This is a genomic window from Chitinimonas koreensis (assembly GCF_014353015.1).
Taxonomy (GTDB): domain Bacteria; phylum Pseudomonadota; class Gammaproteobacteria; order Burkholderiales; family Chitinimonadaceae; genus Chitinimonas; species Chitinimonas koreensis.
In genome coordinates, this window is the sequence record NZ_CP060704.1 from 1,743,476 (window position 1) to 1,758,161 (window position 14,686).

Consider the following 14,686-nt stretch of genomic DNA (forward strand, 5'->3'; position numbering starts at 1 on the left):
GGCTCGAGTCTTCGGGTCGGCGGAGCAAAGTTTGTGCACCTGCGGTGATGGAAGAAGCACCAAACGAGCGAAGCGAGGCCCCCTCTGGTCCACCCCACAAAGCCTTCGACTTTGCGGGGGCCCCGGGGCGGCGAGGGCGGGGGAGTAGGACTGGATCAGATAAGCCTGCTCGGCGAACACCACTGCAGATGAACCCCCGGCTTCGCCGGGGCTGATCCTGAAAGTCGATTTCTCATGGTCATCTGAAGAGGCATGGCAGGCTCACCCGTTGATCGGTTCGCCGCCATTGGGATGCAGCACCTGGCCGGCCATGTAGGACGCGTCGAGCGAGGCCAGGAACACGTAGGACGGCGCGATCTCGTCGGGCTGGCCGGCGCGCTTCATCGGCGCCTGGCTGCCGAAGGCGGCGACCTCCCCGGCGCTGAAGGTCGAGGCGATCAGCGGCGTCCAGACCGGGCCGGGCGCCACCGCGTTGACGCGGATCCCGTCCTCGAGCAGCGCCTTGGCCAGCGAGCGGGTGAAGGCCACTACGGCGCCCTTGCTGGCCGAGTAGTCGAGCAGCCTGGGGCTGCCGCGGTAGGCGGTGACCGAGGCGGTGTTGATGATGCGGCCGCCGCCGCGCAGGTAGGGCACGGCGGCCTGGCTCAGGTAGAACATGGCGAACACATTGGTGCGGAAGGTCTGCTCCAGCTGCTCGGCGTCGATGTCGGCCAGCTCCTTCTGCGGGTGCTGTTCGCCGGCGTTGTTGACCAGGATGTCGAGCCGCTCGTAGTGCTCGAGCGCCTGTTCGATCGCCTCGGTGCAGAATTTCTTCGAGCCGATGTCGCCGCGCAGCAAGAGGCAGCGGCGGCCGGTCTGCTCGACCAGGCGGCGGGTCTCCTGGGCGTCCTCCTCCTCGTTCAGGTAGACCACCACCACGTCGGCGCCCTCCTTGGCGAAGGCCACCGCCACCGCGCGGCCGATGCCGCTGTCGCCGCCGGTGATCAGCGCCACGTCGCCCTCGAGCTTGCCGCTGCCCCGGTAGCCAGCCATGGCCGATTGCGGCGGCGGCGTCATCTCGGCCTCGCTGCCGGGTTGGACGTCCTGGTGCTGGGGCGGCCGCTGGCGAAGCTTGTCGTCCGGTTTTGCCTGGTGTTCGGGATGGGCCATCGCTGCTGTCCTCGCGCGGGAATCGGAATCGTCGGAGGCGAGCAGCAAGGCATGTGCCTGTCGGGTCGGACGGGCCGTGAAAGGTGAAGCGCGAAACGCGAGGCCGCGGCGCGTGGAAGCCCGATGGCGTGCCTTGTAGGAGCGGCTTCAGCCGCGAATGGCCGGGGTTGCTCCTCCGTCAATCGCGGCTGAAGCCGCTCCTACAAGTGATGCCGCGTGTTCTTGCACGCCGCGCCGCGGCCTCGCGTTTCACCTTTCACCGATGAGGGACGGGCAAAGCTTGCACACCGCGATGTAATTCTTACGGCGGGGCTGGCCGCGCCAGGCCGTGCGACCGATGGCTATCGCATCCGTAGGCCGGCATTCGTTCCGGCCGCGTCCTTGGCCGGCGTCGCCGTCGGAATGAATTCCGACCTGCCGAGGGCGACGGCGGCCCGAGCACCGCGATCACAGTGTCGCATTCGTATCGGCATCGACTCTGGCCGCCCCGGCCGCCGCGCAACCGGCGCGCAATTTGCCTGGGGCCGGGCATGACCCCGCCCGCCAAGCCTCCCCCATGCTGCCGCTGCGCCTGCGCCGCGGGCTGCGCCTCTTGTACGACGCCGCGCTGTCGTGGAGCGAACACCGCGCCGCCACCATGGGCGCGGCGATCGCTTTCTACACGCTGTTCTCGATGGGGCCGGTGCTGGTGATCGCGATCATGATCGCCGGCTCGATCTACGGCGAGGCGACCGCGCGGGCAGGCCTGCTGGTCGAGGTGCGCACGCTGCTCGGCGCCGAGGCGGCCGAGGCGGTCGGCGCGGTGATCCGCAGCGCCCGCTTCGAGCCGCAGGCGCCGTGGCAGACCTTGCTCACCGTGGCCGCCAGCCTGTTCGCCGCAACCACGGTGTTCACCGAACTCAAGAGCAGCCTCGACCTGATCTGGGACACGCCGGCGCCGCCCGACGAGGGCATCCTGGCGCTGCTGCGCAGCCGCCTCTTGTCGTTCGGCATCGTGCTCGGGGTGGGCTTCGTGCTGCTGGTGTCGCTGGTGTTCTCGGCGGTGATCGCGGCGGTGCAGCATCGCTACGGCGACTGGCTCAGCGACTCGGTCTGGCTGCTGTCGGCGGCCGGCAACATGGTCACGCTGGTGGTGGTCACGCTGCTGTTCGCCGCCATCTTCAAGCTCTTGCCCGAGCGCGGGGTCGACTGGCGCGACGTCTGGCGCAGCGCGCTGCTGACCGCCGGGCTGTTCATGCTGGGCAAGGGGCTGATCGCGGCCTACCTCGGCACCACCGCGCTGGCCTCGTCCTACGGCGCGGCCGGTACGCTGGTGCTGGTGCTGCTGTGGACCTACTACTCGGCCCAGGTCTTCCTCTACGGCGCCGCGCTGTCGCGCGAGATGGCGCGGGCGCGGGAGCGCGACGAGGCAGGCGATGCGTAGGGGGCCATGGCGGGAGGATGCGGGCCGGACGTGGCCAAGCGTGCCTGATGCCGGCCAAGTCGATGCAGGCCGGGTCGATGTAGGTCGGGCTTCATGCCCGACAGCGCCCTTGATCGGCAGCGCTGTCGGGCATGAAGCCCGACCTACGTTTGAGGCCGCCGGGCATGGCGCCTGGCGAGGCGTGGCCGGCGGCGATCCCCTCAGATCGTGCAGCCGCCGCGCCGATCGGGCCGGCCCCAGACGATCAGCGGCCGGGCCGGCTCGTTCGGCGCCGGCGGGTCTTCGACCGGTTTCGGCGGCCGGTTCAGGCCCGGCTCGGGCGTGTCGCCGGGCGGCGCCTCGTGCGGCGGCAAGTCGGGCAGCGGCTGCGGTTCGGGCTTGTCCGGCTCGGGCCCGGGCGGCAGGCCGGGCAGACGGGACAGCAGGGTACGGGCTCGGATGGGCAGTGCGGTACGGTCGGGCATGGCGGTGTTTCCTTTCGATGGAACCGATGCCGCGCAGGGCGCGGCACGACGCACCGCAGCAAGATGGATACCACCGGGACGGGCCGCGCTCGATCGGGCCACGATCGGTCGGGCCGCACTCGGCCGCGCCGCATCCGGTCGGGTCGGGTTCGGCCGCGCCGCCGGGGGCCGCGCGATGACGCCGATGCGCGACGGCCGCCGTTCGGCGCGGCGGGCCGGCTTGCACTACGTCGGCGACGATGGTCCGGGCATCGTGCGGCGGCGCTGCGGCCGCGGTTTCCGCTATCTCGGTCCGGATGGCCGCTGCCTGCGCGACCCGGCTACGCTGCGCCGCATCCGCGCGCTGGCGATCCCGCCGGCCTGGCGCGAGGTGTGGATCAACGCCGATCCGCTCGGCCACATCCAGGCCACCGCGCGCGACGCGCGCAGCCGCAAGCAGTACCGCTACCACCCGCGCTGGCAGGAATGGCGCAGCGCGCGCAAGTACGACCGGCTGCTGGCCTTCGCCGACGCGCTGGGCGCCTTGCGCGCGCGGGTGGCGGCCGACCTGGCGCGGCCGGGGCTGGCGCGGCGCACCGTATTGGCCGGCGTGGTGCGGCTGCTCGACGCCTCCTGCGTGCGCATCGGCAACAGCGCCTATGCGCGCGACAACGGTTCCTACGGCCTGACCACGCTGCAGCGCCACCATGTCGCGGTCGAGGGCGAGCGCATCGTGCTGTCCTTCCGCGGAAAATCGGGCCGCCGCCACCGCATCGAGGTGCGCGACGCGCGGCTGGCCGCGCTGATCGGGCGCTGCCGCAAGCTGCCCGGCGCGACGCTGTTCAAGTATCTCGATGTGCACGGCCGGCGCCGGACGGTCGACGCGGCCGCGGTGAACGCCTATCTGCGCGAGGCCTGCGGCGGGGATTTCTCGGCCAAGGATTTCCGCACCTGGGCCGGCACCCGTGCCGCGGTCGCCGCGCTGGCCCGCGCCGACCTGGAACGCGCGGCTGGTGCGCAGTTGAAGCAGGCGCTCGAGCAGGTGGCGGCGCAGTTGGGCAACACGGTGGCGGTGTGCCGGCGCTGCTACGTGCACCCGGCGGTGTTCGCCGCGCACGGCGGCGGCTGGCTGGCCGCAGCGGCGGCGCATCCGGTCGAGCGGGCAGGGCGGATGCGCGGATTGCGGGTGGATGAACGGGCGATGGTGGCGGTGTTGCGGGCGGCGGCCGGGCGATCGGACGAATAAATGCTGCGGAAATGAAATCGGGGCCATGTTCTGGCCCCGATCTTTTCTGGATTGGGAGGCGCCGCGCCTTTCACGCGCCGCGCAGCGGCCTCACGTTTCACCTTTCGCGTTCCACGGCCGTCAACAGCTCGCCGGCAACTCCGCCCGCTGCCAATGCCGATGCTGCGCGATCGCCGCGATGAAGTCCTCGCCGACCTGCTCCAGCGTCGCCCCGCCGGCCTGGCACACCACGCCGGGCGGCGCGCCGGCCGGGCCGGTGCAGGGGATGCCGGCGGCGTCGAGCAGGCGCAGGCCCTGGCCGGTCGCCGCCACCGTCTTGAAGTGGCGGTAGGCCTCGCGCAGGTAGCGCACCGCCTGGCCTTCGGCGCACAGCGCGTCGAGGCTGGCCTCGCCGCCGGGCACGCAGACCGCGTCGAAGGTCACCGAGGGCATCAGCGCGAAGGTGGCGTCGACCGGCAGCGCGGGGCCGGCGGCCGCCGTCACCTTGCCGAGCCGCGGAGCGATCAGCTTCACTCGGGCGCCGGCGCCTTCCAGCTGCGCGCGCAGCGCGGCCACCTCGTCGCCGTCCACGCCGTCGGCCACCAGGAAGGCGATCTTGCGGGTGCGGATCGAGCCGTCGCCGCTGCCCATCATGCTCAGTTCGGGCGAGGGCGGCAGCGGGCAGTCGACCTCGTCGACGCCGCTCGGCGCCGGCAGGCCGAGGTTGCCCGCGACGCGGCCGGCCAGGTCGGCGTCGACGCGCGCCAGCGTGGCCACCATGCGCTCGCGGATCGCCACCGTCTCGACCTTGCCCAGCTCGAAGCTGAAGGCCGCCACGATATGGTCCTGCTCGACCGCGCTCTGGCTCAGCCAGAACAGCCGCGCCTGGGCGAAGTGCTCGCCGAAGCTGGCGCTGCGCACGCGGATCTTGGGCGAGGCGAGCGGCTCGGGCACGCTGACGAAACCGCCGTCGGCCGCCGGCACCTCGCGCGGCAGGCCGCCGGCCAGCGAGTTGGGCTCGTAGGCGACGCGGCCCGCCACGATGCCGTGGCGCGCGATGCCGTCGCGCTGGTTGTTGTGGAAGGGGCAGATCGGCCGGTTGATCGGGATCTCGTGGAAATTCGGCCCGCCCAGGCGCGACAGCTGGGTGTCGAGGTAGGAGAACAGCCGGCCCTGCAGCAGCGGGTCGGCGCTGAAGTCGATGCCGGGCACGATATGGCCGGGATGGAAGGCCACCTGCTCGGTCTCGGCGAAGAAGTTGTCGGGGTTGCGGTCCAGCGTCAGCTTGCCGATGCGGCGCACCGGCACCCGGTTCTCCGGGATCAGCTTGGTGGCGTCGAGCAGGTCGAAGCCGAGCTGTTCGGCCTCGTCCTCCTCGACCACCTGTACGCCGAGCTCCCATTCGGGGAAATCGCCCTGCTCGATCGCTTCCCACAGATCGCGGCGGTGGAAATCCGCATCGCGGCCGGCGATCGCCTGCGCCTCGTCCCACACCAGCGCGTGCATGCCCAAGAGCGGCTTCCAGTGGAACTTGACGAAGCGGGCCCGGCCGGCGGCGTCGACCAGCCGGAAGGTATGCACGCCGAAGCCCTCCATCATGCGCAGGCTGCGCGGGATGGCGCGGTCGGACATCACCCACATCAGCATGTGGGTGCTCTCCGGCATCAGCGAGACGAAGTCCCAGAAAGTGTCGTGCGCGCTGGCCGCCTGCGGCATCTCGTGGTGGGGCTCGGGCTTCACGGCGTGGATCAGGTCGGGGAACTTGATCGCGTCCTGGATGAAGAACACCGGGATGTTGTTGCCGACCAGGTCGAACACGCCCTCGCGGGTATAGAACTTGACCGCGAAGCCGCGCACGTCCCGCACCGTGTCGGCCGAGCCGCGCGAGCCGGCCACGGTGGAGAAGCGCACGAACACCGGCGTGCGCTCGGCCGGATCCTGCAGGAAGGCGGCGCAGCTCAGCTCGCTCTGCGGCGCGTAGACCTGGAAGTGGCCGTGCGCGCCTTCGCCGCGCGCATGCACCACCCGTTCGGGGATGCGCTCGTGGTCGAAGTGGGTGATCTTCTCGCGCAGGATGAAGTCTTCCAGCAGCGTCGGGCCGCGCGCGCCGGCCCGCAGCGAGTTCTGGTTGTCGCTGATGCGGACGCCCTGGTCGGTGGTCAGCGCCTCGCCTTCGCCGCAGTGGTCGGGCAGCAGCGATTCGGTCTTGGCGTTGTGCGGCGCGGGGACGGGCGGCGGGCTGGATGGGGTGGCCATGCGAATCTCCTGACGACGATGCCGCCGTATGGCGGTCTGGACAAGAACGCGCCCTGCGGCGATCCCCGATCGGGGTGCGCAGGGCGCGGATGGGTTGGGCGGTGGGCAGGCGGGGGACCGCGGGCGGTTCAGCGCCCGCGGCCGGGCCGCCTGGCCACGGCCCGGAAGGGACTAGGCCCGCTTACCTGGTCTTGCCGATATTGGTCGAGTCCTTGCTCTGCTTGGACGTCTCGTTGTCCTGCGCGCTGGAGCCGAAGCTGCCGCTGCTGCCGGCGCCGCTGGTGGTGCCGCTGCGGTTCTCGTTCTTGTCGCCGGACGACGAGCCGCCCGCGTGCGACGCGCCGGCGCGCTGCTGGCGCCATTGGTCGAACTCGGTGGCGAACTTGCCGTAGCGTTCGTTGCGCCAGCTGTCGTAGTCCTCGTCGAGCTTGCGCACCTGCTCGCTGCGCCATTGGGCGTAGTCGGGGTCGTACTGCTGCTGGCGGCCTTCGGTGCGGCCGTAGTTGCCCTGCTGCTGGCCGAAGCCGTCCTGTTCCCGGTAGCCGCCGCCTTGGTAGCCGCCGCGGTATTCGTCGCCGCGATAGCCGGAGCCCTGGCCGCCGAAGCTGCGGCCGTAATCGCCGCGGCCCTGGTCACCGCGGCCGTAGTCGCCGCCCCAGCTCTGGCTGCCGCCGTAGTGGCGCGGGCCGGCCTGCGGGCCGTACTGCTCGCCGCTGCCGTAGTGGCCGGGGTAGGACGACTGGCCCTGCGAGGCCCAGTTGCGCGATTCCTGGCCCGAGCCGTAGTTGCCGTAGTCGGGCTGGCCCGACTGGCCGTACTGCTGGCCGGGTTGGCCATACGGCTGCTGGTGCGACGGCTGGCCGTAGGAAGGCTGACCATGGGATTGGCCGTAGCGCTGGTTGTCCTGGTTCTGGCCGTACTGCTCGTAGTCGCGGCCGCCCTGGTAGTTGCCTTGATTACCCTGATTGCCCGGGTAGCCGCCTTGGCCGGCACCGCCGCGCTGCGACTCGAAATAGTGTTCTCCCCGCTGCGGGTAGGTGTTGCCCTGCCCTTGTTGGCCCTGTCCCTGGTAGCCCTGGTCGGCTTGGTACTGCGGGTTCTGGCCTTGGTAATGATCGCGTTGGTTCATCGTGATTTCCTTCCGGTTTTGACAGAGGATCGTTCGCTGCGCCGTCGGCGTTGGGGAGCCGGGCGGCGTGTGCAGCTGCAGCAAGGGCCGTTCCCGCGTGCCGGCCGCGGCCGTGAAAAGTACCGCCGAGGCCCGCCGCTGGCGGATCGCGGGCGGTGGGGCGGAATACGGCTGAGCGCGCTGCCGGATGGGCTGCCGGTGTCAGATTGACAAGGCCGGCGGGTAAGATTTTCAAGTTCGGGCGGGGCGTGGAGACCGATGCGGCCAGGAGCGCGAAGCGCCTGCTTTGCAGCTGCGGCTTCGTGCGGAAAGCGGTTTCTTTCCAGAGCGGCATGCGGACGCAACGCGCCGTAGGAGCGGCTTCAGCCGCCGGGTCCATGCGCGGCTGAAGCCGCTCCTGCAAAGGCGGTGCCGATGCGGCGCGGCGGAGGAGGGGACGGGCGGCGCGGCGGGGGAGGGCGGGTCAGCGCGCGGTCTGGCCGTCGGTGACCAGCTTCCTGGCCATGACCAGGTGGTGCCTGAGCGTCGGCAACGCATAGTCGGCCAGCGCGCGCAGGCTGGCGTTGCTGCCGGACTGCGACTGGCGGCCGAACAGTTCGACCGCTTCCTCGTGGCTCCTGAGCACCACCTCGGCATAGCTGCGGTCGAAGTCTCGGCCCTTGAGCGCCTTGAGCTTGGCCATCACCGCGGCATCGGTGCCGCCGGGCGCCGGGGTCACGCCCTGGGCGGCGGCGGTGCGCGCCAGCTCGCCGGCCAGCTTGCCGTGGTCGGCGATCATGGTGCGGGCGAAATCCTTCACGTCCGGGTCGGTCGCCAGCTGCAGCGCCAGCTGCGCAGCGGCGATCTCGGTACTGCCGGCCACGACGGCGGCGTCGACGAAGGCCTGGTCGGTGGCGGCGATGGCGGCGGCCGGCGTGGCGGGCGCGATGGGCGCGGCGGGCTCGGCCGCGGCGATCCGTTCGGGAGCGGCCCGGTCTAGCGCGACCCGGTCGAGCGCGATGCGATAGAGCGCGGCGGCGCGGTCGTTGGGACCGGGTCGCAAAGGGGTGGAGGCTGCTTCGTCGAGCGCCCCCGCCGGCGTGCCCAGCAGCAGGGTGAAGGCCGAGATGAAGAGTCCGAAGCGCGTTTTCATGTCGTTCTCCTTGTCCTTGCCCGAAACCCCGCCCGAAGGCGGGGCCGAGGCGTGCGGATACCCGCTCAGTGGCCCTTGTCCTCGTTGTCCTTGGCGCTCTTGCGGCCGAGCGAACCGTGCGGATCGCCGGCACCGCCGCGGCTGCTTTCGCTGCGCTCTTCGCCACGGCCGGCGGTCGAGCGCTCGCTGGAATCGCGCCGGCTGCCGGCGCCGGCGGCCGCATGGCTGCGCTCGCTGCTCTTGCGCGACGCGTCCTGGCTCGCGGTGCTCTTCTCCTGCGCTTGTCCGCCCTTGGCGGCCTTGGCCTTGTCCTGCTCCATCGCGGCGTTCTCACGCTTGCTGCTGTCCTTGCCTTGGTTGGAAGCCATGGTGTCGTTCCTTTCGGTGAACGTCCTGTCCCGGGAGCCGGCGGCTGAAGGCGGGGGGCCGGATCGAAGGGGCGGACGGATCGGCCTTCAGCAAGCCTGGCGTCGCAACCGGCATGCCCAGCCGGCGGCGCGATGCGGCGGAGCGAGCGCGAAGCCCAGCACGGACGACGATTCGCGCCGTTTTGCGATCGGCGCGGCGCCGTGCTCGAGCTCGCCGGCCCGATCGGAAAATTGTTCAAGCCGGGCTTGAAAACTTTATACGGGGCGCCCGGTGGAGCGCCCGGCGCGGCGGCCGTCGCGGCTGTGGCCGCTCCGCTCGCGGCAGGGCATGCAAATTGCGCGGGTCAGGGTCCCAAAACCAAGGAGAACGACATGACCACCATCGCATGGGACGGCAAGACCGTCGCGGCCGACACCCAGGCCAACAACACCGGCCTGCGCTCCTACACCAAGAAGCTGTACCGGCTGGCGGACGGCCGCATCTACGGCTTCACCGGCGAGATCCAGGATGGCGTGTCGGTCTACGAGTGGCTCAACGCCGGCGGCCGCGATGCGAGGCCGCACGTGTCGTCGAGCTTCGCCGCGCTGCTGGTCTGCCCTGACGGCCGCGCCTACACGATGGAAGACAAGCTGGTGCTGCTGGCGGTGTACGAGACCTTCCGGGCGATCGGCTCGGGCCGCAATTTCGCCATGGGCGCGCTGGTGGTGGGCGCCGACGCGGTCCAGGCGGTCAAGGCGGCGATCCGGCTCGACGTCTATTCGGGCGGCGACATCGATGCGCTGGAGGTGGAGGGGGCGGGGCGGCGCTGAGGCGGCTCGAGCGGCGGTCGACAAGGTGGATGCACCCGTAGGCGCGGCTTCAGCCGCGAATGGCGCGGTGTGCACGAATGCCATTGGCGGCTGAAGCCGCTCCTGCGCCTGGGTCCGGGCATTGCGCCAGTCGGGTACGAAGGCTGGTTTCGTAACACCGGCCGGGCTTCATGCCCGGTAGCGCCGCTCCAGCGGGGGCGCTGCCGGGCATGCAGCCCGACCTGCCAGATCTTCGGCCGCTGCGCGCGGCCGGTACGAGCCGACCGGCTAGGCCAGCCGCATGACGCGTCGGCTGCGCGTGGCCGACTTGCCCGGATATTCGGCCGTCGACAGCCCGGCCAGCAGCGCCAGCGTCGAGCCGCGCCGCAGCACCGCAGGCGCGTCGGCCTCCTCGGCCTCGATGCACGTCAGCAGGTAGGCGCCGAGTTCGGGGCTCAGCACCAGGTGGTCCTGGCGCCGGCTGTTGCGGTACTGCACCACCAGGTGCAGGTGGTGATCGCGGGCGACCACGCTGCAGATGTCCTCCACCTCGATCGGCGGCAGCTCGAACTCGCGTTCGAGCGGCATCTCGTTCGCCAGGGCGCGGACGATGGCCTCGATCGGCTCGAGGATGCCGTTGGCGTGCAGATAGTGTTCGTAGCCGCTGAGCACCCGGCGCAGGAAACCGAGCTGGTTCTCGCTCCACAGCGCGAGGTGCTCGCCGTCGTCGAAGGCGAGCACGAGCGCGAGGGCGGCACCGGAGCGGTGACCTGCCGGTGCGACGGCGAAGTTGCGGACGGGGTATTCCATCTTGTTCTCCTGGTCGGGCCTGGCCCGTGCGGTTCGGGGGGCGTCCGCACCGGCTTGCGGTGCGGGATCGAGCAGGCATCAGCAAACTCCGGGCCAGGGTGAAGGGCTGCGCGGATGTGGCGCAGACGATGGATCACGGGGATCGGGATGGGCGGGCGCCGCAAGATGCGACCGGCCGGCCGGACTGGGTGAACTGGCCGACAGCGGCCTGTCGGGTCAGCGCGATCACCCGGTGTGACCGATCGCTGGAAGCGAGCGGCGCGATCGTTCCGGCCATGGGCGAGGAAGCAGGCTTCGCGGCCGGCGCCCGACGGCTCGGCCTGTCGGCGCCGGCGGTGACGCGCGCCGTCGCGGCGCTCGAGGCGCGGCTGGGCGTGAAGCTGCGGGACCGCACCACCCGCCACGTGCGGCTGACCGAGGCGGGCCGGCGCTATCTCGACGCTGCGCGCTGCACCCTGGCCGAAGTCGACGAGGCCGACGAGGCCGCGGCCGGCATCGAGGCGGCCCGATGCGGCTTTGCCATCACCCGCCTGCTGTCCTATCAAGTCGCCGCCGAGCTGGCGTCAGCCGTGCCGGCTCCGCGAGTCTTCCGGCGCCTGCTCGCGCGCCGCCATGCCGTAGTTGCGCAGCACCGCCGCCACCCGCAGCCGGTAGTCGGCGAACAGGTGCTGCCGGCCGGCATCCTGGGCGGTGCGGTGGGCTTCCAGCCGGCGCCACTGCGCGACCGCCGCCTCGTCGCGCCAGAACGACAGCGACAGCAGCTTGCCCGGCTGGCTCAGGCTGGCGAAGCGTTCGATCGAGACGAAGCCGTCGATCCGCTCCAGCTCGGGGCGCAGCGCGGCGGCCAGGTCGAGGTAGGCCTGCTGCCGGCCTTCCTGCGGCAGCACTTCGAAGATCACGGCGATCATCGCGCCGCCTCCACCGCCAGGGCCGGTACGCCGAAGGTGCCGTCGACCGCCGTGACGAAGCTGCGCTCCTCGCGCAGGATGAAGCGCCGTTCCTGCGCGAAGGCGAAGTTGGCGCGGCCCTCGGGATCGGCCTTGAGGCGGGCGCGATAGGCCTCGTAGGCGGCCAGCGAGTCGAAGGCGATCAGGCCCCAGGCGATGTCGTTGCTGCCTTCGTGCGGCAGGAAGTAGCCGACCAGGTGGCCGCCGCAGCGCGGGATGATGCGGCCCCATTGCTCGGCGTAGCGGCGGAAGGCGTCGTGCTGGAACGGGTCGATCTGGTAGCGGATGAAGCAGGTGACGGTCATGGCGGGGCTCCGCGGTGGACATGGCCGCACGATAGCGCCTGGCGGCGGCGAGATGGTTCGCTTAGGATCGAACCATGAGAGACGGTCCCAACATCGCCCGCATCGCCGCGCTGATCGGCGAACCGGCCCGCGCCGAAGTGCTGACCGCGCTGATGGCCGACCGCGCGCTGACCGCCACCGAGCTGGCCGCGGTCGCCGGCGTGACCAAGCAGACCGCGAGCGCGCACCTGGCCAAGCTGCTCGACGCCGGCCTGGTCGCGGTCGAGAGCCAGGGCCGCCACCGCTACTTCCGCCTGGCCGGGCCGGACGTGGCGCAGCTGCTCGAATCGCTGATGGGCGTGGCCTTCCGCACCGGCGCGGTGCGGCTGCGTTCGAGCCCGCGCGAGCCGGCCTTGCGCCGCGCCCGGGTCTGCTACGACCACCTGGCCGGCGCGCTTGGCGTGGCGGCCTTCGATGCGATGGTGCGGCAGGGGCTGCTGCGGACCGGGGACGGCGGCGCGGCGCCGACCGAGGCCGGCCAGGCCTGGTTCGCGGCCTTCGGCATCGACGTCGCGGCGCTCGCGAGCGGCCGGCGCGCCTGTTGCCGGCCTTGCCTGGACTGGGGCGAGCGGCGCCATCACCTGGCCGGCGCGCTCGGCGCGGCCTTCCTGCAGCGGATCTTCGCGCTCGGCTGGGCGGCACGCGCGCCCGATTCGCGCGTGGTCGTCTTCACGCCGCGCGGCGAGCAGGCCTTCCTGGCGCTGATCGGGTCGCGCGAGGCCGTGGCGGCTTGATTGGCCATCGAGCGGCGGCGGCGCGGTCCGGCCGGGATCCGGGCCTGCGGTTCACGGTTTGCGGTGAATTGCGTGGATTAGTTAATTGGCCTCGATCCTGGCCGAAGATTGGGTGCTCGAATCGGAATGGCGGAGCCGGGTCGGGATTTTCATGCGCCCAGTCAATTGACGGATCGATTAATGGTGCGATTGGCCGGTATTTAATCGGGCGATATAGGCGCGAATCATGATTCGGCCTGGCAAGCTGATAGTCCTGACAGATTTACCCTCGGTGGCAAAAGGCCGATAGTGCGGCTGTCCGAAGCCGGTACCTCCCTGGCCGGCCTAGGGCGATGCACTACGTCTTGCTGCAATCCGTTGCTCCTTAGAAGCAAGGCAATTCGCGGCCGCGATGCGGCCGCGTTTTTTGTTTCGATGCACCGAATGTAATTGCCGTGTAATTCTGTCGGAAGCCTGGTGTAAATGAAGCGGGCGGCCAAATAGGGCAGGGCGGTAATTGACCATGGAATATCGGCCGGCCGAATCGCTTCGAATCCGCCATCGAAACGATTCGGCCGGCCGATGGCGCGCTCGGGCGCGAATCGGCCGGAACCTGCCCGGTCGAGCGCGGCCCGACCGGACGCGGCCCGACCGTCCTACAGTCCGCGCAGCAGGTCGCGCTGCAGGTCCTCGACGTGCTCGAGCCCGACCGAGATCCGCACCAGGCCCTGGCGGATGCCGGCGGCGGCCTTGGCCTCCGGGCTGATGCGGCCGTGGGTGGTGGTGTAGGGATGGGTGATGGTGGTCTTGGCGTCGCCGAGATTGGCGGTGCGGCTCATCAACTGCACGCGGTCGATCAGCTTCCAGGCCGCGTCCTGGCCGCCCGCCAGCTCGAACGAGACGATGCCGCCGCCGCCCGACTGCTGGCGCTGCGCCAGCGCGTACTGCGGATGCGATTCGAGGCCGGGATAGTAGACGCGCTCGACCGCCGGCTGCGCCTCGAGCCAGCGCGCCAGCGCCAGCGCGTTGTCGCAGTGCGCCTTCATGCGCAGGCCCAGCGTCTCCAGGCCCTTGACCAGCACCCAGGCGTTGAAGGCCGACAGCGTCGGTCCGGCGGTGCGCAGGAACAGGTAGACCGGCTCGATCAAGGCCTTGCTGCCGACCACCGCGCCGCCGAGCACGCGGCCCTGGCCGTCGATGTACTTGGTGGCCGAGTGGATCACCAGGTCGGCGCCGAGCGCCAGCGGCCGCTGCAGCGCCGGCGAGCAGAAGCAGTTGTCGACCGCCAGGATCGCGCCGCGGCGATGGGCGACCTCGGCGATGGCGGCGATGTCGGCGATCTCGGTCAGCGGGTTGGACGGCGTCTCGAGATAGAACAGTTTCGTTTCGGGCCGCACCGCCGCGTCCCAGGCCGCCGGATCGGTGGCCGGCACGTAGCTGACGGCGACGCCGAACTTGGCCAGCCAGGTCGAGAACAGCTGGATGGTGGCGCCGAACAGGCCGGCCGAGGCCACGATATGGTCGCCGGCCTTGAGGTGGCCCATGCACAGCGCCAGGATGGCCGACATGCCGCTGGCGGTGGCGACCGCGGTCTCGCCGCCTTCGAGCGCGGCCAGGCGGTCCTGGAACAGCGTGACGGTCGGATTGGTGAAGCGCGAGTAGATGAAGCCGGGCTCGGCGCCGGTGAAGCGCGCGGCCGCCTGGGCGGCGTTGTCGGCGACGAAGCTGGAGCTCAGGTAGAGCGCTTCGGAGTGCTCGCCGTACTGGCTGCGTTCCTGGCCGGCGCGGACCGCCAGGGTTTCGAGGTGGTATTCGAATTCGTCGTTCATGGCGGTGGTCTTGGGCGGGTTTCGGGGTTTTTGGGTATCGGGTGAGTGTTGCGACTGTTTATCGTGCCTGTGGCCGGCGGGCGACAGGGACGGCCGGCACGGCCGGCGGCCAAACTGTCTGCCGGGCCG

The 14,686-nt window shown here is 70.9% G+C and carries 14 protein-coding genes and 1 pseudogene; 5 read left to right on the forward strand and 10 right to left on the reverse strand.

The annotated features are described in order from the left end of the window. Window positions 1–261: 261 nt before the first annotated feature. Window positions 262–1,149, reverse strand: a complete 888-nt coding sequence (locus tag H9L41_RS07600) for an SDR family oxidoreductase (protein WP_028446407.1) — start codon at window positions 1,147–1,149, stop codon at window positions 262–264. A gap of 556 nt (window positions 1,150–1,705) precedes the next feature. Here H9L41_RS07600 and H9L41_RS07605 point away from each other — a divergent pair. Continuing rightward, complete coding sequence (locus H9L41_RS07605) at window positions 1,706–2,572, forward strand: YihY/virulence factor BrkB family protein (RefSeq protein ID WP_034607077.1); 867 nt, start codon at window positions 1,706–1,708, stop codon at window positions 2,570–2,572. 200 nt (window positions 2,573–2,772) lie between these two features. Here the strand turns inward: H9L41_RS07605 and H9L41_RS07610 are convergent, their stop codons facing one another. Then, complete coding sequence (locus H9L41_RS07610; RefSeq protein WP_034607079.1) at window positions 2,773–3,036, reverse strand: hypothetical protein; 264 nt, start codon at window positions 3,034–3,036, stop codon at window positions 2,773–2,775. A gap of 184 nt (window positions 3,037–3,220) precedes the next feature. Here H9L41_RS07610 and H9L41_RS07615 point away from each other — a divergent pair, with 184 nt between their 5' ends. After that, entirely contained in the window at window positions 3,221–4,261 is a 1,041-nt protein-coding gene (locus tag H9L41_RS07615) for a DNA topoisomerase IB (RefSeq protein WP_028446408.1), read from the forward strand. A 120-nt stretch (window positions 4,262–4,381) separates the two neighbouring features. On the opposite strand, the gene katE is transcribed toward H9L41_RS07615, so the two are convergent. The 4 genes from katE to H9L41_RS07635 form a co-directional block, all read right to left on the reverse strand. Next, the gene (gene katE, locus H9L41_RS07620) at window positions 4,382–6,496 is read right to left on the reverse strand and encodes a catalase HPII (RefSeq protein WP_051319041.1); all 2,115 of its coding nucleotides are present in this window, start codon (window positions 6,494–6,496) and stop codon (window positions 4,382–4,384) included. 181 nt (window positions 6,497–6,677) lie between these two features. Beyond that, window positions 6,678–7,625, reverse strand: a complete 948-nt coding sequence (locus H9L41_RS07625) for a hypothetical protein (RefSeq protein WP_028446409.1) — start codon at window positions 7,623–7,625, stop codon at window positions 6,678–6,680. A gap of 463 nt (window positions 7,626–8,088) precedes the next feature. Further along, complete coding sequence (locus H9L41_RS07630) at window positions 8,089–8,757, reverse strand: DUF4142 domain-containing protein (RefSeq protein ID WP_051319042.1); 669 nt, start codon at window positions 8,755–8,757, stop codon at window positions 8,089–8,091. A gap of 65 nt (window positions 8,758–8,822) precedes the next feature. Then, the gene (locus H9L41_RS07635; protein ID WP_028446411.1) at window positions 8,823–9,125 is read right to left on the reverse strand and encodes a hypothetical protein; all 303 of its coding nucleotides are present in this window, start codon (window positions 9,123–9,125) and stop codon (window positions 8,823–8,825) included. A gap of 372 nt (window positions 9,126–9,497) precedes the next feature. Here H9L41_RS07635 and H9L41_RS07640 point away from each other — a divergent pair, with 372 nt between their 5' ends. Further along, the gene (locus tag H9L41_RS07640) at window positions 9,498–9,935 is read left to right on the forward strand and encodes a hypothetical protein (protein ID WP_028446412.1); all 438 of its coding nucleotides are present in this window, start codon (window positions 9,498–9,500) and stop codon (window positions 9,933–9,935) included. A 267-nt stretch (window positions 9,936–10,202) separates the two neighbouring features. Here H9L41_RS07640 and H9L41_RS07645 read toward each other — a convergent pair whose 3' ends face one another. After that, entirely contained in the window at window positions 10,203–10,724 is a 522-nt protein-coding gene (locus tag H9L41_RS07645; RefSeq protein WP_028446413.1) for a hypothetical protein, read from the reverse strand. A gap of 275 nt (window positions 10,725–10,999) precedes the next feature. On the opposite strand from H9L41_RS07645, the pseudogene H9L41_RS25630 reads away from it, so the two are divergent. After that, window positions 11,000–11,092 (forward strand): annotated as a pseudogene (locus H9L41_RS25630) (helix-turn-helix domain-containing protein); the annotation flags it as partial. Between the two features lie 195 nt (window positions 11,093–11,287). Here H9L41_RS25630 and H9L41_RS07655 read toward each other — a convergent pair. Both H9L41_RS07655 and H9L41_RS07660 read right to left on the reverse strand, forming a co-directional pair. Further along, entirely contained in the window at window positions 11,288–11,632 is a 345-nt protein-coding gene (locus H9L41_RS07655) for an antibiotic biosynthesis monooxygenase family protein (protein ID WP_028446414.1), read from the reverse strand. Beyond that, window positions 11,629–11,976 (reverse strand): NIPSNAP family protein, encoded by a 348-nt coding sequence (locus tag H9L41_RS07660; RefSeq protein WP_028446415.1) that lies wholly within the window; start codon window positions 11,974–11,976, stop codon window positions 11,629–11,631. Before H9L41_RS07660 ends, H9L41_RS07655 begins: the two co-directional genes overlap by 4 nt. 74 nt (window positions 11,977–12,050) lie before the next feature. Between H9L41_RS07660 and H9L41_RS07665 the strand changes: the two genes are divergently transcribed. Next, the gene (locus H9L41_RS07665) at window positions 12,051–12,749 is read left to right on the forward strand and encodes an ArsR/SmtB family transcription factor (RefSeq protein ID WP_028446416.1); all 699 of its coding nucleotides are present in this window, start codon (window positions 12,051–12,053) and stop codon (window positions 12,747–12,749) included. A gap of 635 nt (window positions 12,750–13,384) precedes the next feature. On the opposite strand, the gene H9L41_RS07670 is transcribed toward H9L41_RS07665, so the two are convergent. Then, window positions 13,385–14,557 (reverse strand): O-succinylhomoserine sulfhydrylase, encoded by a 1,173-nt coding sequence (locus tag H9L41_RS07670; RefSeq protein WP_028446417.1) that lies wholly within the window; start codon window positions 14,555–14,557, stop codon window positions 13,385–13,387. Between the last annotated feature and the right edge of the window lie 129 nt (window positions 14,558–14,686).